This window comes from Martinezella paranaensis (genome assembly GCF_014200235.1).
GTDB lineage: Bacteria > Pseudomonadota > Alphaproteobacteria > Rhizobiales > Rhizobiaceae > Rhizobium > Rhizobium paranaense.
The window spans coordinates 182255-206752 of sequence record NZ_JACHBI010000004.1 but is presented as its reverse complement, the minus strand read 5'-3'; the positions used below and the strand labels follow the sequence as shown (position 1 = coordinate 206752).

Annotated in this window: 15 protein-coding genes; 9 read left to right on the top strand and 6 right to left on the bottom strand. The window is 61.8% G+C overall.

Features of this window, described 5'->3' with window-relative positions; translation table 11 throughout:
• The first annotated feature begins 182 nt into the window (after positions 1 to 182).
• The 5 genes from GGD50_RS12210 to GGD50_RS12190 all read left to right on the top strand — a co-directional run bounded on the left by GGD50_RS12210 (position 183) and on the right by GGD50_RS12190 (position 4781).
• The gene (locus GGD50_RS12210; protein WP_107109715.1) at positions 183 to 2135 is read left to right on the top strand and encodes an AfsR/SARP family transcriptional regulator; all 1953 of its coding nucleotides are present in this window, start codon (positions 183 to 185) and stop codon (positions 2133 to 2135) included.
• A gap of 71 nt (positions 2136 to 2206) precedes the next feature.
• Positions 2207 to 2422 (top strand): hypothetical protein, encoded by a 216-nt coding sequence (locus tag GGD50_RS12205; RefSeq protein ID WP_107109716.1) that lies wholly within the window; start codon positions 2207 to 2209, stop codon positions 2420 to 2422.
• 40 nt (positions 2423 to 2462) lie between these two features.
• Entirely contained in the window at positions 2463 to 3683 is a 1221-nt protein-coding gene (locus tag GGD50_RS12200; protein WP_245407535.1) for a YcaO-like family protein, read from the top strand.
• Entirely contained in the window at positions 3680 to 4402 is a 723-nt protein-coding gene (locus GGD50_RS12195; RefSeq protein ID WP_107109718.1) for a TfuA-like protein, read from the top strand. The genes GGD50_RS12200 and GGD50_RS12195 overlap by 4 nt, the downstream gene beginning before the upstream one ends.
• Positions 4403 to 4538: 136 nt before the next feature.
• On the top strand, positions 4539 to 4781 hold the full coding sequence (locus GGD50_RS12190; RefSeq protein WP_028751435.1) for a hypothetical protein: 243 nt from the start codon (positions 4539 to 4541) through the stop codon (positions 4779 to 4781).
• Positions 4782 to 4921: 140 nt separating this feature from the next.
• Here GGD50_RS12190 and GGD50_RS12185 read toward each other — a convergent pair whose 3' ends face one another.
• On the bottom strand, positions 4922 to 5605 hold the full coding sequence (locus GGD50_RS12185; protein WP_107109946.1) for a TetR/AcrR family transcriptional regulator: 684 nt from the start codon (positions 5603 to 5605) through the stop codon (positions 4922 to 4924).
• A 99-nt stretch (positions 5606 to 5704) separates the two neighbouring features.
• Here GGD50_RS12185 and GGD50_RS12180 point away from each other — a divergent pair, with 99 nt between their 5' ends.
• The 3 genes from GGD50_RS12180 to GGD50_RS12170 are packed head-to-tail and all read left to right on the top strand — an operon-like array spanning position 5705 to position 11214.
• Positions 5705 to 7000, top strand: coding sequence for an efflux RND transporter periplasmic adaptor subunit (locus tag GGD50_RS12180; protein WP_245407525.1), 1296 nt, complete (start codon positions 5705 to 5707; stop codon positions 6998 to 7000).
• Between the two features lie 8 nt (positions 7001 to 7008).
• Entirely contained in the window at positions 7009 to 10152 is a 3144-nt protein-coding gene (locus tag GGD50_RS12175) for an efflux RND transporter permease subunit (RefSeq protein ID WP_107109720.1), read from the top strand.
• A gap of 39 nt (positions 10153 to 10191) precedes the next feature.
• The gene (locus GGD50_RS12170; protein ID WP_107109721.1) at positions 10192 to 11214 is read left to right on the top strand and encodes a zinc-binding alcohol dehydrogenase family protein; all 1023 of its coding nucleotides are present in this window, start codon (positions 10192 to 10194) and stop codon (positions 11212 to 11214) included.
• 26 nt (positions 11215 to 11240) lie between these two features.
• On the opposite strand, the gene GGD50_RS12165 is transcribed toward GGD50_RS12170, so the two are convergent.
• From GGD50_RS12165 to GGD50_RS12145, 5 genes are all read right to left on the bottom strand, one after another.
• Positions 11241 to 14345: an efflux RND transporter permease subunit gene (locus GGD50_RS12165; RefSeq protein WP_107109722.1), complete on the bottom strand. Its 3105-nt coding sequence runs from the start codon at positions 14343 to 14345 to the stop codon at positions 11241 to 11243.
• A complete protein-coding gene (locus GGD50_RS12160) occupies positions 14342 to 17461 on the bottom strand; it encodes an efflux RND transporter permease subunit (RefSeq protein ID WP_107109723.1) in 3120 nt (1039 codons plus the stop codon). Before GGD50_RS12160 ends, GGD50_RS12165 begins: the two co-directional genes overlap by 4 nt.
• Entirely contained in the window at positions 17458 to 19002 is a 1545-nt protein-coding gene (locus GGD50_RS12155; RefSeq protein WP_107109724.1) for an efflux RND transporter periplasmic adaptor subunit, read from the bottom strand. The genes GGD50_RS12160 and GGD50_RS12155 overlap by 4 nt, the downstream gene beginning before the upstream one ends.
• Positions 19003 to 19365: 363 nt before the next feature.
• Positions 19366 to 20529, bottom strand: a complete 1164-nt coding sequence (locus tag GGD50_RS12150) for an amidase (protein ID WP_107109725.1) — start codon at positions 20527 to 20529, stop codon at positions 19366 to 19368.
• 200 nt (positions 20530 to 20729) lie between these two features.
• Positions 20730 to 21839: an RHE_PE00001 family protein gene (locus tag GGD50_RS12145; protein WP_107109726.1), complete on the bottom strand. Its 1110-nt coding sequence runs from the start codon at positions 21837 to 21839 to the stop codon at positions 20730 to 20732.
• A 172-nt stretch (positions 21840 to 22011) separates the two neighbouring features.
• Between GGD50_RS12145 and GGD50_RS12140 the strand changes: the two genes are divergently transcribed.
• Positions 22012 to 24495, top strand: coding sequence for a heavy metal translocating P-type ATPase (locus GGD50_RS12140; protein ID WP_107109727.1), 2484 nt, complete (start codon positions 22012 to 22014; stop codon positions 24493 to 24495).
• The last annotated feature ends 3 nt before the right edge of the window (positions 24496 to 24498 follow it).

The following is a 24498-nucleotide window of genomic DNA, read 5'->3' as shown; positions in this document are numbered from 1 at the left end:
CGCTTTCAGGTGATTCATCTCAAAGCAGGATGTTCTAGCGATTGCGATAGGATAGCAGTCATCGTAGTGTGAAATTCATGAATCGCAGATGACACCTGTGATACACATGACACTGTTGATCGCAAGCAAAACGGGAAATCGCGGTTGCGATATCGGGACGCTGCTAAATGCAGTAGGGGCGTATGGATTTCAGGCTGCTGACATTCGGAGATCTACGTCTGGTGGACGGAACAGGCTCGACAGTGCCTTTTCCGGAAAAGGGCCTGCTGTCGATCTGCTTTCTGCTGACGAGCCCCTCGCCGCAAAAGACCCGTGCGGAGCTTGCAGAATTTCTTTGGGGCGACGTTCCCCTGGATAAGGCGCTCGCCAATCTGCGGCAGACTCTGTCCCGCATCAAAAACCGGCAGGACGAACTCGGAATCACGCTGCTGCTGATCGAGCAGGCAACCGTTAGCGTGAATGTGCAAGCCTTCACCAGCGATCTCACGCTGTTGAATGCGGTTTCGCAAACCAATCCCCACACCGCGCTGGAAGAATTGTTGCAACTCGGCCGCTGGGATTTTCTCGCCCGCACGGAAGTCATCGGTGGTCAGGCCCGCATGTGGCTGCACGCACAGCGGGATCGCATCAAGGCGCAGCTATTGACGACGCTTGGCGATGCCATTGCGGCCATGAGCAAAGACGCGGACCCCACGATCATCAAGGAAGCGGCGCTGCGACTGTTCGAGGCCCATCCCGAAGATGAGGCGGTCTACCAGATCCTTGGGGAGACCTATGCCGGCGAACCCCAGCTTGAAAACGCTCGCCACATTTTTGAGAGCCGCAGAAAATACCGCTGGGGCGAATTGCCTGTCGACCCCGACCAGCAGACGCTCAGCGTTGCGCGACGGTTGTTCGAACGCCAGCGCAGCGTCGTGCCTCAGCTTCGAGAGGTACCAGGCCAGCAGGTGGAAATCGTTCCGCCCGAGCCCCGCGGGCCGCCCAAGCTCGCGCTGCTGCCGCCGGTGAACACCGCCAGCAACCATCAAGCGGCCGTCTTCCTCTCATCGGCACTGCTGGAAGATATCACCGTCGGCCTGTGCGTGCTGAAGACTGTGACGATGGTGGCGCATTACACCGCGGAAAAGATTGCGCTGCACTTCGATCGCGCGGCAATGCTGGACAAATACGGCATCAATTATGTGCTGGACACCAGGCTTAGCTTCGACGGCAACGCCTACTGGCTTTTCGCGCAGCTAATCTACGCCGGCAACGACGAAGTCATCTGGGCGGCGCGCTTCAGTATGGAGGCCCAGGATCTGCCGCGCCAGCATCGCGAAATCGCGCAACGCATCGTGGCTTTTGTCGCCAGCTATGTCGAGCGCAACGAATTTTCCCGCGACTACTTCGAGCGCAACCCGACAGTCTATCACCAATATCTGCAGGGTCAGCGTCATCTGAAGCATCTCGGCCTGCCGGACATTCGTCGAGCTCGCAAGGCATTCCAGGCAGCTTTGAAGGAAAACCCCTATTTCTCGCCGGCCCTAAGCGGCATGGCCCGCACCTATCATCTCGAGTGGTTCTTGACGGCGCGCGGAGATGCGGACCTGCTGAAGCGCATCGAGGAAGAGGCAGGCAAGGCGATCGCCACGGGCCAGGATCTCGCCAACGGCTATCGTGAATTTGCCGCTGCGAAACTCTTTCAGGGCGACTTCGACGAAAGCCTCAATTCCTTTGAACTCGCCGAGACCATCAGCCCACATCATGCCGATATCATCACGGACTATGCGGACGCGCTGGTTCATGCCTCCCAGCCCGGTAGGGCTCTGGAGAAGATGGAGCGTGCCATCAAGCTCAATCCGATGAGCCCGGACTTCTATTACTGGACGGCCGCCGGAGCCAGCTACTTTCTTGAACAATATGATCAGGCAATGACTTATATCGACCGCATGGCCGATCCCGCACCCGCGGCGCGGCTCGCCGCCGCTGTCGCTGGCATGGTAGGCGATACACGCAAGGCGAAACGCCTCGTGCGCAAGGTCAAGGAAACCTATCCAGAATTCGAGGTCGACAAATGGCTTTCCGTCGTGCCCATGCGCGAGCAATGGCAGAAGGAACATTATAGGGAGGGGCTAAAACGCGCAGGCTTTAGTTAGGCGCCGATAAACACCAATTCACACTTTTCCTCAGCTCGTTCTTAACCATCGATCAAATTGGAGATTTAGAAATGGCACACGTCGTAATCGGCATCCCCGGCGATCCGCAACTTTACCTCGCCGACCTCAGCGCAGGCACAGTCACGCCACTTGCACCGCAGGCGCAAAGTCCACTCCACGCAGCCGACCAGTTGCGCCATGCCGGCGCAACCGTCGTCAAGGGCGTCAACTTGGCTGTTGTTGTTGGCGGCGCCGCGAAGGCCGCAAGCGGCGTATTTGACGGCTGATATCGTGACGGCAGACCTATCCCTGTCTCTTGCCGAATTCCTGGCACGGAATTCCAGTGAGCGGGATCTTGTAGCCGCGTCTCTTTATTCAGATCGCGTCTGCACTGCCGAAGAAACGTTTCGGCGCATCGAGCCCTGTCTCACCGGCCACGGCATCACCCGCCTTGGCCGGCTGACGGGGCTTGATCGCATTGGCATTCCGGTCTGGCAGGCCATTAGCCCGAATGCCAAGTCGATCGTCATCAACAACGGCAAGGGCATCACCGATCTCGACGCGAAAGTTTCCGCGGCCATGGAGGCGCTAGAACGAACGGTGGCCGGCGCCCCTGCGGTCAAGACGATCTCTGCCAGTCAACGGGAGCTCTTGGCCAAAGGACAGCATGCCGATCCGCTCTCGTCTCTCATTGCAAGCGGCCAAGCCGACATTGGCGATGACGAAGAAATCGCCTGGACTGAGGGTCGCGATCTCATCGCCGATCGAAACGTCTGGATTCCCTTCGGCGCCATCACGCTTGATCGAACCCCTCTTAACGCACGCTTCTGGCAGTCCTCCGATGGCCTCGCCTCCGGCAATGTGCTGACAGAGGCCATCCTCCACGGCCTGCTTGAACGCATCGAGCGGGACGCCAAGGAACTGTGGGATGTTTCCGAGCCGGCCCTGCGCACGAAAACCTGCGTCGACCCCGCTTCGCTGGCAGATCCAGTGTTGAACGAATTGCTCCGAAAGATTGAGGATGCCGGTCTAACGCTCAAGCTGTTCGACATGACAAGCGATGTGAAAATACCGGCCTACACCGTCTTTCTCGGCCCAGGCGAAATAAACCGGGCAAAGCATGTCCGTTATATCGACGTGACCATGGGCTGCGGCGCGCATCCATCGTCGGTGCGGGCAGCAATCCGCGCTGTAACGGAGGCGGCGCAATCGCGCCTCACCTTCATCAGCGGCGCCCGCGACGATATTCATCCCAAGGATTTCACTCGGGAGCTGCCGGAAAGCATCCGCCGTTATTTTGAGGCGGTGCCCAAAGCGGCGGCAAGACCGGATGAAGCCCTGCCGGATGGCGCAGAGGCCCTGCTGCACCTGACCATCGACCGTCTGCGCCATGCGGGCATCAATTCCGCCATCGCGCTTTCCCTCGGCGATGCCTCGCTTCCCTTTGCCGTCGCCAAGCTCATCCTGCCGCAACTGGAAAATCCGGCTGGGGACCGCAAGCGCCGCTTCGGCTACCGCGCCATCTCGAAAACGTTGCAACTCCTATGAAGATCCTGTTTGTCGGCCCCACGCTTCCCGATGCCACCGAGATTGCCGGTCCCGGCATCGTTCTGAGGCCGCCGGCAAAGCAGGGCGACATCGTCGGCGCCATGGAAGAGGGAGCCAATGTCATCGGCCTGATCGACGGGCTTTTCGAAAATGTCGCGCCCGTCTGGCACAAGGAAATCCTCTTTGCGCTGTCGAAGGGCGTCCGCGTCTATGGTGCGGCCAGCATGGGCGCGCTGCGCGCCTCCGAATGCGCCGCCTTCGGCATGGTCGGCATCGGCCGCATTTTCGAGGCCTATGCCTCCGGTGCGGTTGCAGACGATTCCGCCGTGGCGCAGATTCATGGTCCGGCCGAACTCGGACACCTTCCGCTCAGCGAGCCGCTGGTGAATGTGCAGGCAACATTGGGGGCGCTTGCCGAGACCGGCGCGATCAGTGACGCCGAACATGCCGCTCTGCAGGCGCGCGCCGAAACTATGTTCTTCAAATCACTGACCTATCGCTCCCTGGCGGAAACCGCTGATCTGCCAGATCCAGCACGCCGGCAAACCATTTACGATCTCCTGCGCACCAAGGCGGTCAACCAGAAGCGCATCGATGCGCTGGAATTGCTCCGTGTGATTGCCGACTGCCCGGACGAACCGCAACAACCGCCGCGTGACTGGACGTTCAAGGCCAATAGTTTGTGGCGCAGCGCCTTCCACCGTCTTGAAATTGCATAGTAAAAACTCGTTCGCAATCTCACCTCGTGTCACGCTGTATGTCACGCGCCAACACATTCGACTTGAGTTAATGTCTGCTCATGTTCCTGGCGATGAGTATCTAGTTCTCCAGGAACTGAGGTCAAAGGGGCGTGAAATGACAGCAATACTTCCTATCGAAATGGCACACCACGATTCGGATTCACTGAAAGAACTGGCGTCGATCGCGCGGTTGATCACCTATGCGCGCCAGAGCGCCAAGAGCATGAACGCCGAATTCCCGGTCTGGTGCCTGGATCTCGCACTCGGTGCCGTATTGCAGGAAATGTATGCAAACGGCCTGCAGATGCCACTTTTCGAAGAGGGTATGGACAAAGTGAATAGGGCTGTCGCACACTAAGCGCAGTTTCTCGGATTTCTGGCGGGGGGCCGGAGAAAGATGCCGGTATGGTTCTTCGGAGCCATGCCGGCATTGCTCTTTTGGTGAGAGCGTAGGCTCGAAACGTGCGCGGCTGTTTTCCTGGAAAAGAGCACTGAACCCTATCGCGGCTTCCGATGCGGCTGCACACCCGCGACGAAGATTGCGATGCATTGACGTAAGTGCCGCAGACGGGTTTCGCGGTCGGGCCAGTCGTTCAGCTTGCCGGGATGCGAAATCATCGCGCCGAAGATCATGTTCATCAGCATGCGCGCACCGCTAATGGCATCGACAATTTCGATGAGACCGCGTTTCTGCTGCAGATGGAGCCAATCGGCGAGCATTTGTCGCGACTGTTCGGCGCCGTAGGTGCGCAACAGCGCTGCCATCTCGGGAAATTGCTGCGCTTCGCTCACAATGAGGTGAATGAAAGCTTCGCGGTCCCGCTCCGCCGCCTCATCGATATCGATCATGAAAATTTGTTCCAACGCCCTGTCGAGCGGCAGATTTTCCTCGGGATCGCGCGGCAGGGCCAGCATCGAGGCGCGATGCCTGGCGATGATCGCCATGAAAAGTTCGGTCTTGCTCGAAAACAAGCGATAGAGGGTTTGCTTGGAAATCCGGCACCGTGCCGCCACGAGATCCATGGTCGTACCGCCGTAACCAAGCTCATGAAACGTCGCGCGGGCCTCCGTCAGGATCTCCGCCCGCTTTGCGTCGTCACTCGCCGTCTTCGGACGGCCGCGCGGCCGGCGAGCGGCGGTTTGATCTGCATCTCTTGCCCTTAGCTCCGTCCGAGCTTCCATCTTCACCTCAAAAAAAGCCAAATGAGATTGACATTTACAGCGGTAGAAATATTTTCCGTACTAATTGGTACTGTAATTAAGACGATGGGAAATAGCAACGTGGGAAAGCTCGCCTCTTCTACCCGTGTATTCATACGTCCGGCGACATCCGAACGCCTCCTAGCCTCGCGGATCTCACTGATCGCAGCCGGGGTCGCCGCCACGTTGCTGCTGGCGGGCTGCAATGAGCAGAAGGCTGCTCAAAACAATGCACCGGCCGTCAAGACCGAAGTCAGCGCCATGACGCTGCATCCGCAATCGGTTGCGATCACCGCCGAGCTGCCCGGCCGCACCAGCGCCTATCTGATTGCCGAAGTGAGGCCGCAGGTCGGCGGCATCATTCGCAGCCGTAATTTCAAGGAAGGCAGCGAAGTCAAGGCGGGCGACGTGCTCTACGAAATCGACCCCGCCACCTATCAGGCCGCCTTTGACAGCGCCGCCGCCGCTCTGCAGAAGGCGGAAGGCGCCATACCGAGTGCGCAGGCCAAGATGGACCGTTACAAGGGCTTGAGTGCCCAGAACGCCGTCAGCCAGCAGGATTACGACACTGCGCAGGCGACCCTGGTCCAGGCGCAGGCCGATGTCGCCTCGGCCAAGGCCGCGCTCGAGACTGCACGCATCAATCTCGACTATACGAAATTGCGCGCACCGATCGGCGGCCGCGTCGATGCCTCGACGGTCACCGTCGGCGCGCTCGTCACCGCCGACCAGACGACGGCGCTGACCACGATCCGCCAACTCGATCCGATCAATGTCGACGTCACGCAGTCGAGCACCAACCTGCTTGAGTTCCGCCGCGCCATTGCGGAAGGCCGATTGAAGACCAGTGGCGACAACGTCTCCGTCCACCTGACGCTGGAAGACGGTTCCGAGTACAAGGAAACCGGTAAACTCCAATTTTCGGAGGCCTCTGTCGCCGAGACCGTCGGAACGATCACCGTGCGCGCGGTCTTCCCCAATCCGGAACGCGTATTGCTGCCCGGCATGTATGTTCGCGCCAGCATCGAGGAAGCCATCGCGGAAAACAGCTATCTCCTGCCGCAGCGTGCAGTCTTCCGCAACACCAAGGGCGAACCGACGGCGATGTTCGTGACCGCCGACAACAAGGTGCAGCAGCGTGTGCTGAAGGTGCAAAGAAGTGTCGGCAATAGCTGGCTGGTAAATGAAGGCATGGCCGATGGTGACCGCCTGGTCGTGGAAGGCAGCCAGCGCGTCCGGGACGGCCAGGAGGTCAATGTCGCCGCTGTCACGATCGACGACGCGACCGGCGAAGTGAAGCAGGTCGCCGGGGAGCCCGCCGAACAGGCCAAGCTGGAAAAGACCGATCCCCAGCCCGCCTCCGGCGCTCAGAAGTGAGGTAAGCGATGTCGCGCTTTTTCATCGACCGGCCGATCTTTGCCTGGGTCATCGCCATCGTCATCATGCTGGCGGGGGCGCTGTCGATCTTCACCTTGTCGATCTCGCAATATCCGCAGATCGCCCCGACGACGGTCAGCATCAACGCGACCTATCCCGGCGCCGATGCCGCAACCGTCGAAAATTCGGTGACCAAGGTCATCGAGCAGGGCATGACCGGTATCGACAATCTCGACTACATGACGTCGACGTCGACCTCGACGGGCCAGGCATCCATTTCGCTGACCTTCACCAACAAGGCCGATTCCGACGTGGCGCAGATGCAGGTGCAGAACAAGCTGCAGCTCGTCACGGCGCAATTGCCGCAAACGGTGCAGTCGACGGGTATCACCGTTTCCAAGTCGACATCGAACTTCCTGATGGTCGTGGGCTTCGTGTCGAAAGACGGCAAGCTGAATTCCAACGACCTTGCCGACTATGTTTCCAGCACGCTGAATGACACGCTGAAGCGCATCGAAGGCGTTGGCAACACGCAGATCTTCGGCGCCGGTTATGCCATGCGCATTTGGGTCGATCCGGATAAGCTGGCCAAATACCAGTTGATGGTCAGCGACGTCACCAGCGCGATCCAGTCGCAGAATTCGCAGGTCTCGGCCGGCCAGCTCGGTGCGCTGCCGCAGCGCAAGGGCCAGCAGCTCAACGCGACGGTTACGGCCAAGAGCCGCCTGCAGACGCCCGAACAGTTCAACAACATCATCCTGAAGAGCCAGTCCAACGGCTCGCTGGTCCGCCTCAACGATGTCGCGACGGTCGAGCTCGGAGCAGAAAGCTACAACACGTCGAGCACCTATAACGGCCATCCCTCGGCCGGTCTCGCCGTCATGCTCGCGTCCGGCGCCAATGCCATCAATACCGCAGAAGCCGTGAGATCGACCATCGACAGCCTGAGGCAGACCCTGCCGCCGAATGTCGAAATCGTCTATCCCTACGACACGACGCCCTTCGTCAAGCTATCGATCGAAGATGTGGTCAAGACGCTGTTCGAAGCCATCGTGCTCGTCTTCATCGTCATGTTCGTCTTCCTGCAGAACATTCGCGCCACCTTGATCCCGACGCTCGCCGTTCCGGTCGTGCTGCTCGGCACCTTCGGCGTGCTGTCGCTGTTCGGCTATTCGATCAACACATTGACGATGTTCGGCATGGTGCTGGCGATCGGCCTCTTGGTCGACGACGCGATCGTCGTCGTCGAAAACGTCGAGCGCGTGATGGAGGAAGAGGGGCTTTCGCCACGCGAGGCGACGATCAAATCGATGCAGGAAATCACCGGCGCGCTGATCGGCATCGCGACGGTTCTCTCTGCCGTGTTCATCCCGATGGCCTTCTTCTCGGGCTCCGTCGGCGTCATCTACCGTCAGTTCTCGGTGACGATCGTCTCAGCGATGGTCCTGTCGGTCATTGTCGCGCTGATCCTCACGCCGGCACTCTGCGCCACCATTCTCAAGAAGCCCGAGCACGGTTCCAAGCAACGTGGCGCCTTCGGCTGGTTCAACCGCAATTTCGAACGCGCAACGCTTCGATACCAAAGCGGCATTCACGGCATGATCCGCCGCGCGGCCGTCTTCCTGCTGTTGTTCGTGTTGATCGGCGGCGCCGTCGGCTATCTGTTCAACCGCCTGCCAAGCTCGTTCCTGCCGGATGAGGATCAGGGCATCCTCCTGACCGCGATCCAGCTTCCGCCTGGCGCCACGGAATCCCGCACCTGGGCCGTGCTCAACCAGGTGAAGGACTATTATCTCAACAACGAGAAAGACTATGTCGAAGGCGCATTCGCTGTCGCCGGTTTCGGCTTCAGCGGTCAGGGCCAGAATGTCGGCATCGTTTTCGTCCGGTTGAAGGACTTTGCCGAGCGAAAGACGCCGCAATCGAAGGCGCAAGCGATCGCCGGCCGTGCCATGGGCGCCTTCTCGAAGATCAAGGACGGCAGCGTCTTTGCACTCGCGCCGCCCGCCATTCCCGGCTTCGGCAGCTCTAGCGGCTTCGACTTCTTCATCAAGGACATCAACGGCTCCGGCCATGCCGCGCTGATCGCCGCCCGCAACCAGTTGCTCGGCGCCGCCGCGAAAAGCCCGCTGCTCTTCGGCACGCGTCCCAATGGCCAGGAAGACACGCCGCAATATTCCCTGAACATCGATCAGGAGAAGGCGAGCGCGATGAACATCACGCTCTCCGACATCGACACGACGCTGTCGACCGCTTGGGGCGGCACCTATGTCAACGACTTCATCGATCGTGGCCGCGTCAAGAAGGTCTATGTCCAGGCGGATAAGAAGTTCCGCATGCAGCCCGAGGATTTCGGCCGCTGGTATGTGCGCAATTCCGATGGCGCCATGGTGCCCTTCTCCGCCTTCTCGAAGGGCGAATGGACCTATGGCTCGCCACGTCTCGAACGCTACAATGGTTCCTCCGCCGTCGAAATTCAGGGCGCTGCCGCTCCCGGCGTCTCGTCCGGCGTCGCCATGAACCAGATCGACCAGATCATGGCGTCTCTGCCGCCGGGCTTCAGCCACGAATGGACCAGCCTGTCAGCCCAGGAAAAGCTTTCCGGCAACCAGGCGACCCAGCTCTATGCCATCTCCATCCTGGTGGTCTTCCTGGCGCTGGCGGCCCTCTATGAAAGCTGGTCGATCCCGCTTGCCGTCATGCTTTCGGTGCCGATCGGCATCTTCGGCGCCCTTCTCGCCGCCACCATTTTCGGCCAGTCGAACGACGTCTATTTCAAGGTGGGCCTGCTGACGACCATCGGTCTGGCGGCGAAAAACGCCATCCTGATCGTCGAATTCGCGATCGAGCAGCAGGCGAACGGCAAGGATCTGATCCCGGCGACGTTGGAAGCAGCCCGTCAGCGCCTCCGACCGATCCTGATGACCTCGCTCGCCTTCATCCTCGGTGTGATGCCGCTGGCGATCGCTAACGGCGCGGGTTCCGGCAGCCAGAATTCGATCGGTATCGGCGTCATGGGCGGCATGATCTCGGCGACCGTGCTCGGCATCTTCTTCATCCCCTTGCTCTTCGTATCGGTGCGTCGCATCTTCAAGGGTGGGAAGCGGCCGACGACCGCGGCATCGGAGCCAACTCCGGACACGGCGCACTAACAAGCGTCACCTGCATGCGGCTTATGGGAGGAGAATGCTGTGATCAAGGCTTTGATGATCGAGGCGGAAAACGTGACGCGCTTCCACGACGTCGCGGAAGCGTCGCTCGGCGCCGGCCAGGTCCGTGTCGGTGTGCGGCACATCGGCCTCTGCGGCAGCGATCTCAACACCTTCAAGGGCCTCAACCCGCTGGTGAAGCTGCCGCGCATTCCCGGCCATGAAATCGGCGGCGAGATCCTTGCCGTCGGCCCTGGTGTCGATCCCGCCTATGCGCCCGGCCGCCGCGTCATCGTCATGCCCTATACCAATTGCGGAGAGTGCACCTCCTGCCGCAAGGGCCGCCTCAACGCCTGCCGCTACAACAAGACTCTCGGCGTGCAACAGGATGGCGGTTTGGCTGAAGAGATCGTGCTGCCGGCTGAAAAACTGATCCTCAACGATACGCTGCCGCCGCGCCACCTGGCACTGGTCGAGCCGCTATCGGTCGGCTTTCACGCTGTCGAACGCGGGCGCGTAGCAAAAGGCGAGCGCGTCGTCGTCCTTGGCTGCGGCATGATCGGCATGGGCGTCCTGATCGCCGCCGTCGCCCGCGGCGCCGAGGTCATTGCCGTCGATCTTAGCGAGGAAAAACGCGCGCTCGCCCGGCAATTCGGCGCCGTCGAGGCGATCGATGCCGGCAGCGAGGATGTTGTCGCCAAGATCAGCGAACTGACAGGCGATGACGGCGTGGATATTGCCTTCGAGGCCGTCGGCCTGCCCGCGACCTTCACCCAGGCCATCGATCTCGCATGCTTCGGCGGCCGCGTCGTTTATGTCGGCTATTCCAAGGCGCCGGTCACCTACCAGACGCAGTTCTTCAACCTGAAGGAACTCGACATCATGGGTTCCCGCAACGCCCTGATGCGCGATTTCCAAAACGTCATCAGCCATCTTGAGAAAATCGGCGACAAGGCCGACGCGCTGATCTCGAAGGTCTTTCCGTTTGAAGAGGCCGAAAAAGCGCTGCCCTATTGGGACAGCAACCGCAATGCGCTGAAGATCGTGATTGAGCGCGGCGCCTGACATTCGCACATTCCCGAACCGCCCACTCAAGACGTCGAAGATATCGGCGTCTCTACTTGCTGCTTCGTCGACCACCTACTGTGCAGTTTGGCTAGCATCAGGTAGATGATCGGCGTCGTGTAGAGCGTCAGGACCTGCGATACGATCAGGCCGCCGACGATGGTGATGCCGAGGGGACGGCGGAGTTCTGCGCCGGGGCCGGTGGCGATGATCAGCGGGATGGCGCCCATCAGGGCGGCGAGCGTGGTCATCAGGATCGGACGGAAGCGTTTCAGGCAGGCTTCGTAGATTGCCTCGTCCGACGGCAGGCCTAACATGCGTTCGCCCTGCAACGCGAAATCCACCATCATGATACCGTTCTTCTTGACGATGCCTATCAAGAGAATGATGCCGATGAAGGCGATGATCGTCAGTTCCGTGCCGCTGATGACCAGCGCCAGCAGAGCGCCGAGACCGGCTGAGGGCAGCGTCGAGATGATTGTCAGCGGATGCGCCAGGCTCTCGTAGAGGATCCCGAGAACGATATAGACCGTGAGCAACGCCGCCAGAAGCAACAGTGGCTGGCTGCTCGAAGATTGCGTGATGCTGGCCGCATCGCCGGCAAAATCCGCATGCAGCGTATCCGGCAGATGCATTTGCAGCACCGCCTGTTGGATGGCATCGTTTGCTGCTTCAAGCGTCGTATTGAGCGCCAGATTGTAGGAGATGGTCACGGAGGGATATTGCCCCTGGTGATTGACCACCAGCGGCGCCAGGGTCCGCTCGACCGACGCCACGGCACTGAGCGGAATCTGAATGCCGCCCGACGCCGGCACATAGAGCTTGGAGATATCGTTGGGATCGCGGGCGTAGCTGGGATCGGCCTCCAGCACGACGCGATATTGATTGCGCTGGGTATAGATGGTCGAAACTTGCCGCTGCGCAAAAGCATTGTTGAGCGCTGCGTCGATCGACTGGATACTGACGCCGAGCCGCGAGGCTTCGGCGCGGTTGATGTTGACCGTCGCCTGCAAGCCGTTCGGCTGCCGGTCGGTGGCGACATCGGTTAGCCCTGGCAGCTTCTGCATGCGAGCGAGCACTTTCGGCGCCCAATCCACCAGCTCGTCGTAGTTCGCACCCCAGAGCGTGAATTGATATTGCGACTGCGATTGGCGCCCGCCAGCGCGGATATCGCCCGGCGAAAACAGGAAGGTGCTGAGACCGGGAATGGCCATCAGTTGCTTACGCAGCCGGTCGATCACCTCGGCGGTCGAAACGCGTTCCGATTCGGGTTTCAGCGAAATGAACAATTGCCCGCGATTGATCGAACTCGAAAAGCCACCACCACCCACGGAAGAGCCGACACCGGAGACGGCCGGATCCCTGCCGACCATATCGGCCGCCTGTTGCTGCAACTTGGCCATGGCGGGATAGGAAATATCGGTTGCCGCCTCCGTGCCGCCCTGGATGTAGCCTGTATCGTCCTGCGGAATGAAGCCTTTCGGCACCTTGACATAGAGATAGCCGGACATGACGACGCAGGCGAGGATGACGAGGACGGAGAGCACGCGATGATGCAGCACCGCCTTCAGCGTCCGGCCATAGAAATTGGTGATTGCGCCGAGCGTCCCTTCGACGATCCGGCCGAACAAACCCGGTCGGGCTTCCATATCGCGCGCCCGCAGCCGGTGGCCGCAGATCATCGGCGTCAGCGTCAAGGACACCAAGGTCGAGACCACGATGGTGAAGCCGAGCGTCAGCGAGAACGTCTGGAAGAAACGGCCGACGATGCCGCCCATGAAGAACAGCGGAATAAAGGCGGCAAGCAAGGAGAGGCTGATCGAAACGACCGTGAAGCCGATCTGTTTCGCGCCTTCGAGTGCGGCCCGCATCGGCTTCATGCCGATTTCGAGATTGGCGTAGATGTTCTCGATCATCACGATGGCATCGTCGACGACGAAGCCGACGGAAACGGCAAGCGCCATCAGCGACAGATTGTCGATCGACAGTCCGAAGAGCCACATGGCGGCGAAGGTGCCGCAGAGCGACAATGGCACGGTGACCCCGGCCGCGAAGGTGGTTGTTGCGCGCCGCAGGAAAACGAAGACCACAGCCATGACCAGGCAGATGGTGGCGAGCAGCGTCCATTGCATGTCGGTGACGCTGGCATGGATCGTTGTGGTGCGGTCGGAGAGAACCGCGATGCGGACACCGGACGGGATGAGGCTCTGCAATTCGGGGATCAGCGCCTTGACGCCATCAACCGTGGCAATGACGTTGGCGTCCGCTTCCTTGGTGATGTTGAGCAGCACGGCCGGTTTGCCGTCATACCAGGCATCCGAGCGGCTGTTGCGCACGCCCGGCTCGACCGTGGCGACATCGGAAAGGCGAACGGCCGTGCCGTCGCCGCTTTGTACGATGATCCGGCCATAAGCCTCAGGGGTCCGTAACTGACCATTCATGGAAATGGAGAAGGCAGCGCTGTTGCCGTCGATCGAGCCTATAGGGCCGAGCACATTGGCATTGACGATTGCCGTACGGATGCTGTCCAGCGACAGGCCCATGGCGGAGAGCCTATCGGGATCGAGCCTCACGCGCACGGCCGGCTGATCGGCGCCGCTGACGGTGACGCCGCCGACGCCGTCCACCTGCGAGATGCGCTGCACCACCACGGTATCGGCCGCGTCGTAGATGGCGCTCGGCGATACATTGTCCGATGTCAGCGCCAGGATCAGCACAGGTGCTGCGGCCGGGTTGATCTTGCGGAAGGAGGGCAAGGTCGGTAGATCGCCGGGCAGATCGGTCGCGGCCGCGTTCAGCGCAGCCTGCACATCCTGCGCCGCGCCATCGACACTGCGCGACAGATCGAATTGTGCGACGATGCTGCTCGATCCAAGTGAGCTGACCGAGGTCAACTGCGTGATGCCGGCGATGGTGCCGAGATGTCGCTCAAGGGGCGCTGCGACGCTTGCCGCCATGCTGGCGGGGTCGGCGCCGGGACGGCTGGCGGAAACGACGATCGTCGGCAGATCGACGGTCGGCAGGCTCGCCACCGGCAGGAAGCGGTAGGAAACGATGCCGAGGATCATCAACCCGATCGCCAGAAGCGTCGTCCCGACAGGACGTTTGATGAACGGCTCGGAGAGATTCATGTCCCGCCACCCGCAACTTCGTCCAGTTCCTGAGCCGGCGTGCCGGTCGGCCGTCCGACGATCCGGGCTCGCAGGTTTTCGAAAGCGAGGTAGATCACCGGCGTCGTATAGAGCGTCAGAAGCTGGGACAGCACCAGGCCGCCGATGATGGTGATGCCGAGAGGGATGCGCAGCTCCGCTCCGGTGCCTTGCGCCAGCGCCAATGGCAGGGCGCCGAAGAGGGCCGCGAGCGTCGTCATCATGATCGGGCGGAAGCGCAGGATCGAGGCTTTCAGTATAGCCTCGCGCGGCGCCAGCCCCTCCTTGCGTTCGGCCTCCAGCGCGAAGTCGATCATCATGATCGCGTTCTTCTTGACGATACCCATCAGCAGCACGATGCCGATGAGCGCGATGATCGACAGGTCCTGTCCGAACAGCATCAGCGCCAGCAGCGCACCGACGCCCGCCGACGGCAAGGTCGACAGGATCGTCACCGGATGCACCGCGCTCTCGTAAAGCAGGCCGAGAACGATATAGATCGTCACGACAGCGGCGAGGATCAGCCAGGGCTCACCTGCAAGCGACGAGGCGAACTCCTCCGCATCGCCGGAATAGTTGCGCTGAATCGTATTTGGCATGCCGATATCGCGTTCCGCCGCCTGGACTTCGGTAACGGCCTCGCTGAGCGACGCGCCCTTGGCGAGATCGAAACTGAGGGTCACGGCCGGAAACTGTTCGTCATGGCTGATGACCAGCGGCGCCGTCATGAACGAAGCTGTCGTAAAGGCGTTGAGCGGCACCTGCGTGTCGCCGGCGCCTGCGACATAGAGCTTGTCGAGCGATTTCGGGTCGGATTGATATTGCGGTGCGGCCTCGAGGATGACGCGGTATTGATTGGCCTGACCGTAGATCGTGGCGATCTGGCGCTGGCCGAATGCATCGTTCAGCGTGTCGCTGACGGCCTGCATCGACACACCCAGTCGAGAGGCGGTTTCGCGGTCGACATTGACGAAGATGCGGCCGCCGCCCATCTCGACCTCCGAGGCGACGTCGATCAGCTTCGGGCTCTCCTGCAGCCGCTGCGCCAGTTTCTCAGCCCACTCCACCACGGTCGCGGTGTCCGTGCCGGTTAGCGTATACTGATAGGGTGCGCGGCTGACACGCGTACTGATCGAGATGCCACGCACGCTCTGGAAGGTAACGTGGATGCCCGGCAGATCGACCACTTCACCACGCATGCGGTCGATGATTTCGGCTGCCGACGCCGCGCGCTGGCCCCTGGGCTTCAATATGAGGCTGAGATTGCCGGTGTTGGACGTCAGGTTGCTGGCGCTGGTGCCGACGACCGAGACGATACCGGTTACGTCAGGGTCTTTGCGCAGCCGCTCAGCCACAGTCTCCTGCGTCTGTTTCATCGCTTCGAAGGAAGTGGTGGGCTCCGTCTCGACGACGGCGGTGATCAGGCCTGTATCCTGCGCCGGCAGGAAGCCCTTGGGAATGACGATGTAAAGCGCGATCGTAGCGGCAAGCGTCACCACCGTGACCAGCAGCATCAAGGCGCTGCGGTCCACCACCCAGACGAGGCTGCGGCGATAGCCCTCGATCAACCGTCCCATGCCGCGATCGGTACCCGCCAGCAAACCGCCGCGATGCTCTTTCGGCTTGCGCAGGATGCGGGCGCACATCATCGGCGTCAATGTCAGCGAGATCACCGCCGACACCACCACAGCGATGGTTAGCGTCAACGCAAACTCGCGGAACATGCGCCCGACGATGCCGGTCATGAACAGCAGCGGGATGAAGACGGCGATCAGCGAGAAAGTCAGCGAGATGATGGTGAAGCCGATTTCGCCGGCGCCCTTCAGCGCCGCCTGCATCGGTTTCTCGCCCTCCTCGATGTGGCGGGCGATGTTCTCGATCATCACGATGGCGTCGTCGACGACGAAGCCGGTACCGATCGTCAGCGCCATCAGCGATAGATTGTCGAGGCTGAAGCCGGCAAACCACATGACACCGAAAGTCGCGATCAGCGACAGCGGCAAGGCTACGCCGGCGATGAAGGTCGCCGTCACCGTTCGCAGGAACAGGAGAACAACGAGGATGACCAGGCCGATACTGACGACGAGCGTCCATTGCACGTCATGGATCGAAGCGCGGATCGTCTCGGTCCGGTCGTTGACGATGTCGAGCGAGATACCGGCCGGCAGCGCCTGCTTTAGTCGCGGAAGCTGCTGCAGCACGCTCTCGACCGTCTGAATGACGTTGGCGCCCGGCTGACGCATGATGTCGAGGATAACCGCTGGCTGGCCCTGATACCAAGCGCCGACGCGATTGTTTTCCAGCCCTTCGACAACGGTGGCGACGTCCTTCAACTGGACCGGCGCGTTGTTGCGATAGGCGACAATGACGGATTTATAGATGTTGGGATCGACGATCTGGTCGTTGGCGGCGAGCGTGAAGCTCTGCTGCGTACCGTCGAGCGCCCCTTTGGCGCCGGCAACACTGGCATTGGTAATTGCTGTGCGCAGATCCTCCAGTGCCAGGCCGTAGGAGGCAAGCCGTGGAAGGTCGGCCTGGATGCGGATTGCCGGCTTGACGCCGCCCTGAATGTTGACGTCGCCGACCCCTGTGACTTCGCTCAGCCGCTGCGCCATCATCGTATCGGCGAAATCGCTGAGTTCGCGGATCGAATAGCTATTGGAGCGCAATGCCAGCGTGACGATCGGCGTATCGGCCGGGTTCACCTTCGAGTAGGTCGGCGGATAGGGCAGCGTGCGCGGCAATGTCGAACCGGCGGCATTGATTGCCGCCTGAACGTCCTGAGCCGCGCCATCGATATCGCGGCCGAGATCGAATTGCAGCGTGATCTGGCTGATGCCGAAGGCGCTCGACGAGGTCATCGACGCCAGCGACGGGATCTGCCCGAGCGGCCGTTCCAGCGGCGCGGTCACCAATGCCGCCATCGTATCGGGATCGGCACCTGGCAATTGCGTCGTCACCCGGATCGTCGGAAAATCCACCTGCGGCAGCGGCGCCACCGGCAGGAAGAGGTAGCCGAGAATGCCGCCCAGCAGCACCGCGACCCCGAGAAGCGAGGTGGCAACCGGCCTGGAGATGAAGAGCGACGAGACGTTCATTGCTGTTGCGTTGACGTAGCGGATGGATTGGTGGAAGCGGCGTCGCCCCCGCCTGTATTACCGTTGGTATTGGCGTCATTGCCGCCGGCACCGTCCGCATTGTGCCTGCGGTGGCCACCGTTGCCGGCACCCTGGCCGCCATTACCGTTCTGGCCCCCACTACCGCCCTGGCCATTGTGCTGGCGATGCGGACGCTGGCCATCGCTGGCCGTATTGCCGTCAGTTTGAGCCTGATTGGGTTGAGCTGCGTTTTCGGCAACCGGCTGGCCATCGACCGCGGGCGGCGTTGCGGCCGGTGCAGCCGCGCCGGCTCCGGCGGAAATCTGCACTTTCGAACCGTCCTGCAGCCGGGCAAAGCCCGTCGTCACCACCTTGTCGCCGGGGGCTAGACCATCGGCGATGACAGCCTGCACATCGTCCTGCTGGCGCACTGTTACCGGCTTCATGGCAACCGTTTGATCCTGCCGGACGATATAGACAAAGGTGCCGTTCGGGCCGCGCTGCACGGCGGCGGTCGGAATGACCGTCACACCCTTCAGCGTCTCGACGAGCAGGCGAGCGTTGACGAAGGCGCCCGGCCACAGCGCCAGCTTGTCGTTCGGGAAATTGGCTTTCAGCTTCACCGTACCCGTGGTCGGATCGACCTGGTTGTCGACCACCGCCAGCGTGCCGTTGTCGATCACCGTCTGGCCGTTGCTCGCGATCGCCTGGACGGAAAGTGCCCCCGTCGCGCTCGCTGCGTTAACGCGGGCAAGCTGCTGCTGCGGAATGGAGAACAGGACGGAAATCGGCTTGATCTGCGACAGCGTCACGATGCCCGTCGCATCCGACGAGCTGACGAGATTGCCGACATCGACATTGCGGATGCCGGTGCGCCCGTCGATCGGCGCCTCGATCGTCGTATAGTCGAGCGTCGCCTGCGCGCTTTCGATGGCTGCCTGGTCGGACTGGATCTGCGCCGTATATTGCGCCACCAGGGATGTCGAGGTATCGACCTGCTGCTGGGTACCCGAAGCGGTCGCCACCATGCGCTGAAAACGCTCGAGATCGCGTTTCGCACCAGCCAGCAAGGCCTCGTCCTGCGCCTTCTTGGCGATGGCCTGGTCGAGCTGGGCCTTATAGACGGCATCGTCGATGCGGGCGATGACGTCGCCCTTCTTGATATCCTGGCCTTCCTCGAAACCGATTTCGACGATCTTGCCGCTGACCTGGGCGCGCACCGTCACCGTGTTCAGCGCCTTCACCGAGCCGACACCGTCGATATAGACGGGCACATCGGTGGATTTTGCATCCGCCGCCAGCACCGGGACCGGGCCAGTGAATTGCGAAAGGCTGCCACGCCGCCGTCCGCCGCCTTGACCAAAACCCTGACCCTGATTGCCACGGCGTTCGCCCTGGGCCTGCTCGCCGGGCGCAGCCGCGCTCTGATAGCCGAGCAGACGCTCGGCGCTGCCAAGCCAGCGCTCACGCGTCACATAGGCGCCATAGGCCACGGCGCCAATCACTGCTATCGACATCAGGACCCGAAATGTCCGAGCCATCAACACACCTTCCTTCACAGCTCCGGCTTCAATGATCTGCCGGTGCGATACAGGCGCGACTTTAGCTTGCAGCTCGTCGCTAAGGAATTTGGTATGGCCATTAAATTTTGTCCATTTTTGTGTGGCTTAGCGCAACAAACTGTTACATTGGACGAAAATCAAGATTGCGGTTGTAGGCGAGGAAACCGCGGAGCACGTCCTCCTTGTCTTACAAACTCTGGGCAACGCCTATGGTTCGAACGCCTTGGTGTTTCCACTCAGGCCTTGCCGCCGGCGCCTCTCGCTTTACGTGTGGACGCCGATAAAATGCGGATATTAGGTGGGCTAGTCGTCCGGCAATCGACGGGCCTGCTGGGACAGAAGTCACAGGCCTTCCAGCAGTTCCAGAAGGCCACCGTCGCTGTTGCGGCGGCCGATGACCGACAGCCCTACCGGTCCGCCATCCATCTTGCCGGCCGGCATGGAAATCTGCGGCAGGCCGGCATGGCCGGCGATGGAGAGAATACCGAGAGCCTGCTGGCGGTAGACTTCGAACATCTCTGGCGATGAATCCTTGCGGGGAGCAGGCCCCGGCGCCGTCGGAATGATGATCACCAGGCCGCCGGCAAGGGCTGCGTCCATCGCTCCGGCAATCTCGCGGCGAGTGGCATCCACCCTGGCAAAGGTCTCGTCGCTGACGGATCGGGCCGCAGCAAAACGCGAGGCGATATCCGGGCCGAGTTCGGCATCATGCGCCTTGACCCAGCCGCCCAACGCTTTCCATGCATCATAGCCCTGCCAGAAGCGATAGACCTCGGACCTTTCTTCCGGCCCGACGATCGGCAGCGGATCGGTAACGGTTTTGCCGAACCGGGCCGCGATCTTTTCCGCCGCCGGCCGCAGCAAGGCCGCAAGCCCCGGATCGATGCCTGTCCAGATATCCGAAGGCAGCCAGGCGGCCGAAAAATCCGTCTTGCCGGCAAGGCCGAGCGCGCGGCCGACACGAACCAATGTCCCGGCATCGCGGGCGAACCAGCCGAGCGTATCGAAACCCGGCCCGAGCGGCACCACGCCGCCCATGTCGATCGCCCCGTGACTGGGCCGCATGCCGAAAATGCCGTTGAAAGAGGCCGGCAGCCGCACCGAGCCGCCCGTATCCGTCCCCAGCGCGAAATCCACGAGACCGGCGCCGACCGCCGAAGCCGAACCAGAGGAGGAGCCGCCGGGCACACGGTCGGGCGCGGCACTGTTCAGCGGCGTGCCGTAGTGCGCATTGGTGCCCATCAGGCTATAGGCAAATTCATCCATATGCGTCTTGCCGGCAAGCACTGCGCCCTCGGCCAGCAGCCGGGCGACGACAGGTGCATGCGCCGCCGCCGGGCCATGCGCGCGCCGCCAGACCGGATTGCCATTGCCGGTGATCCGCCCTTCGACATCGATATTGTCCTTGGCGGCAAAGGTCAGCCCGGCCAACGAGCCGCTATCCCCGGTGCGAACGGGTTGCGCGAAGAGTTCGATGAAGGCATTGGCGGTATCGATCAGCGGCATGGGTGCCTTTCCGTGAAGGTAGGATAATAGGCTAGCGGCATTCCGCTCTGCGGACAATGACGGCTCTACCTTTCGATGAGCAATCTAGTGCAAGTCGCGCAAAAGTGTGCGGCGGTTTTGCGAAAATGACATGCAAAAACAAGGAGCTAAAGCGTTGGAGCGAATCTGAAGGATCGCGACGAGCTTTAGCGCTCACCGCGTCAAAGGACACCCCAGCCGCGATAGCGCCCGCGTCCTGTCATCTCGCGTATGCCGAGTTCGGCCACCAGATTGAGAGCACCACGGGAGGTGACGCCGACATGGCGTGCAACCATGCTGGCGGAGACGATGGGCCGGGAAAGCACGATCTCGATAACGCCGGGCAAACTGCTGTTCGACCGCCGATCCTTCAGCCGCTGTTCCATCTGTATCTTGGCGAGCGACAGGCGATCGAGCTCCTTCAGCCCCGCCTCCGCTGACAGTGCCATGGCCTCGAGAAACGCCGCCAGCCGTATCGTGCCGTCAGACGAGCGGCGGCGCTCGCGCCGAACGGACTTGAGGCCGGTATTGAGGCAGAAAAGATGTGACGTGACCTTGCCGCGGCTGCGAAGATAGGCACTGACGAGCAGGCTGCCCAGCCAGTGCTGCCGCCGCAGAGGCTCGATTCGCTCCCAGGCATCGAACAGCACGGCAGCCCCCAAAGCCGGCGGCAGGAGATCGGCCTGATGGATGACGGCGCGCCAGTTCTCCAGCCGCTCGTTTTCGTCCCAATCCTGATCTCGGATCAGGCCGAGCGGATCGTCCGTGGTCACAACCTTGGCTTCCGGGATCTTTCCATCCAGCACTTGGCCGGAGCGGGCGATGATGGCATCGATTTCGGCAAAATCCATGCCGAAATCATCTGCGTCATCGTCGTCGCCATCTTCTTCTGCTTCCGCCCTCTCCACGGAGATGAAGCGCGGCGTGGCCGTTTCCTCGGCATCACCGACATCGCCGCGCAAGGCGGCAAGACCGGCCATTCCCAGCCCCCAATCCGGCTCGCCGCTCCATAGCCGCCGCCGGGCGCGCAGCACGGCATGGGCGATGGTCAGCTCATGCGTCGGCGCGCGGGCATCCACATGCGCATCGTGCAGCACCAGATCCTCGACATGCACCAATTCGCCGCCGACCCAGAGCGCGCCGACCGCATCGAAAAAATGCCCACGTTCGCGAAAACCGTTGCCGACCACATGCCGCAACACCCGCTCATCCAGCCGCGCCAGCATATCCTCCGCCCTGGTCATCGCGGGCAGAAGCGTCGTCAGCGGTAGGGTGGCAAGATCATATCGCATTGGAATCACATGATTGATTCGATCTTACGGAAGTTAACACCCCTGGCGGCACCGGGATAGAAAGCAGCCTCTTTCAACTGTGGACGGTGATCACCATTTTTCCTCTTGACCTTCCAGCAACAGGAAGGTTCATAAACCTATCCGACGCCCGCTTCCGGTCACTGGAGTTCCCATGACATTGCATGACGAACACGAACACCACCACCATCAAGATGCACCGCAGGATGCGGTCATCCGCGATCCCGTCTGCGGCATGACCGTCGATCCTAAGGCCGGCAAGCCGTCATTGGATTATCGTGGCCATACTTTCCACTTCTGCAGCGAAGGTTGCCGCAGCAAATTCGAAGCGACGCCTGAACATTATCTGACGGCCAAAGACCCGGTCTGCGGCATGGATGTCGACCGCGCCACCGCGCGGCATTTCCTGAAGCATGAGGGCGAGAAATTCTATTTCTGCTCCACAGACTGCAAGGCCAAGTTCGAAGCCGATCCCACAGCCTATCTCGACGGCAACAGGCCGGCACCGAAGCCGATGCCGAAGGGCACGCTCTATACCTGCCCGATGCACCCCGAGGTCGTCAGCGACCATCCCGGCGATTGCCCCAAATGCGGCATGGCCCTGGAGCCAATGGGCGTACCGGCCGCCGATGAAGGCCCGAATCCGGAACTGGTCGATTTCACCCGCCGCCTCTGGGTCAGCGCCGCGCTGTCGCTGCCGCTGTTGACCCTTGCCATGGGGCCGATGCTCGGCCTGCCCTTGCGCGACCGGATCGGCGAGCCCGCTGCCACATGGATCGAGCTGCTGCTGGCGACGCCGGTCGTGCTCTGGGCCGCCCTGCCCTTCTTCCGCCGTGCATGGAATTCGGTTGTCAACCGCAGCCCCAACATGTGGACCTTGATCGGCCTCGGCGTCGGCACAGCCTATCTCTACAGTCTCGTGGCGACGCTGGCGCCCGGTATTTTCCCGATGAGCTTTCGCGGCCATGGCGAGGCTGTGCCCGTCTATTTCGAGGCGGCTTCGGTCATCGTCGCCCTGGTCTTCGTCGGCCAGGTGCTGGAGCTGAAGGCCCGCGAGCGCACCGGCTCGGCAATCCGCGCCCTGCTCGACCTCGCGCCAAAGACCGCCCGCCGTATCGGCAGCGACGACAGCGAGACGGACGTGCCTGTCGATGATATCCAAGCCGGCGACCGGCTGCGCGTACGGCCCGGCGAGCGCGTGCCGGTGGACGGCTCAGTCATCGACGGACAGTCGACCATCGACGAATCGATGATCACCGGCGAACCGCTGCCGGTCGAAAAGGCCGAGGGCGATGCGCTGACGGGCGGCACGATCAATAAAAACGGCACGCTGATCATGATTGCTGAAAAAGTCGGCGCGGAAACGACGCTGTCGCGCATCGTCGAGCTGGTCGCCAAGGCGCAGCGGTCCCGTGCGCCGATCCAGACGATGGTCGATCGTGTTTCGGCCGTCTTCGTGCCCGCCGTCGTGGTGGCCGCCATCATCGCCTTTGCGATCTGGGCCTTTGTCGGACCGGAGCCAAGGCTGGCGCATGCGCTGCTTGCCGCCGTCGCCGTCCTGATCATCGCCTGCCCCTGCGCTTTGGGGCTTGCAACGCCGATGTCGATCATGATCGCCACCGGCCGAGGCGCGCAGGAGGGAGTCCTGGTGCGCGACGCCGAGGCGCTGGAGCGCTTCGCCAAGGTCGACACCCTGATCGTCGACAAGACCGGCACGTTGACGGAGGGCAGGCCGAACCTGACCGATATCATCCCTGCCGCCGGCGTAGACGAGGCCCGCCTGCTGTCGCTTGCTGCGAGCCTGGAACGCGGCTCCGAACATCCGCTCGCCGAGGCGATCGTCGCCGGCGCGCAGGAGCGCGGCGCGAGCCTCGTCGATATATCCGACTTCGCAGCAAAAACCGGCAAGGGCGTGGAGGGTCGCGCCGGCGATACGGCGATCGCTCTCGGCAATGCCGCGATGATGACCGATCTCGGCGTCGCGACCGACGCGCTGCAGGCTGAAACCGAGCGTCTGCGCGGTGATGGCAAGACCGTGATGTTCGTCGCCCTCGATGGCCGATTGGCCGGCATTGTTGCCGTCGCCGACCGGATCAAGCCGACGACAGCGGCAGCCATCAAGGCGCTGCACGACAGCGGCCTGAAAATCATTATGGCGACCGGCGACAACGCCCAGACCGCCAAGGCCGTCGCCGCCCATCTCGGCATCGACGAAGTCCGCGCCGACATGTTGCCCGAAAGCAAGAAGGCACTGATCGACGAGCTCAGGGCCAAGGGTAATGTCGTCGCCATGGCCGGCGACGGCGTCAACGACGCGCCGGCGCTGGCCACAGCCGATGTCGGCATCGCCATGGGGACCGGCGCCGATGTTGCGATGGAAAGCGCCGGCATCACTCTGGTAAAAGGCGACCTCAATGGCATTGTCCGGGCGCGGCACCTTTCGGAAGCCACGATCCGCAACATCAAGCAAAACCTGGCCTTCGCCTTCGGCTACAACGCCCTCGGCGTGCCGCTTGCTGCGGGCGTGCTCTACCCGGTCTTCGGCCTGCTTCTTTCGCCGATGATCGCGGCGGCGGCCATGAGCCTTTCCTCGGTCTCTGTCATCGCCAACGCGCTGCGGCTGAGACTGGCGAAATAAGGA

Bases quoted from the DNA above. Each gene is read 5' to 3' on its own strand.
- GGD50_RS12155 (WP_107109724.1), bottom strand. From the start codon at position 19,002: ATGGCTCGGACATTTCGGGTCCTGATGTCGATAGCAGTGATTGGCGCC.
- GGD50_RS12160 (WP_107109723.1), bottom strand. From the start codon at position 17,461: ATGAACGTCTCGTCGCTCTTCATCTCCAGGCCGGTTGCCACCTCGCTT.
- GGD50_RS12210 (WP_107109715.1), top strand. From the start codon at position 183: ATGGATTTCAGGCTGCTGACATTCGGAGATCTACGTCTGGTGGACGGA.
- GGD50_RS12205 (WP_107109716.1), top strand. From the start codon at position 2,207: ATGGCACACGTCGTAATCGGCATCCCCGGCGATCCGCAACTTTACCTC.
- GGD50_RS12185 (WP_107109946.1), bottom strand. From the start codon at position 5,605: ATGGAAGCTCGGACGGAGCTAAGGGCAAGAGATGCAGATCAAACCGCC.
- GGD50_RS12165 (WP_107109722.1), bottom strand. From the start codon at position 14,345: ATGAATCTCTCCGAGCCGTTCATCAAACGTCCTGTCGGGACGACGCTT.
- GGD50_RS12145 (WP_107109726.1), bottom strand. From the start codon at position 21,839: ATGCGATATGATCTTGCCACCCTACCGCTGACGACGCTTCTGCCCGCG.
- GGD50_RS12190 (WP_028751435.1), top strand. From the start codon at position 4,539: ATGACAGCAATACTTCCTATCGAAATGGCACACCACGATTCGGATTCA.
- GGD50_RS12175 (WP_107109720.1), top strand. From the start codon at position 7,009: ATGTCGCGCTTTTTCATCGACCGGCCGATCTTTGCCTGGGTCATCGCC.
- GGD50_RS12150 (WP_107109725.1), bottom strand. From the start codon at position 20,529: ATGCCGCTGATCGATACCGCCAATGCCTTCATCGAACTCTTCGCGCAA.
- GGD50_RS12195 (WP_107109718.1), top strand. From the start codon at position 3,680: ATGAAGATCCTGTTTGTCGGCCCCACGCTTCCCGATGCCACCGAGATT.
- GGD50_RS12140 (WP_107109727.1), top strand. From the start codon at position 22,012: ATGACATTGCATGACGAACACGAACACCACCACCATCAAGATGCACCG.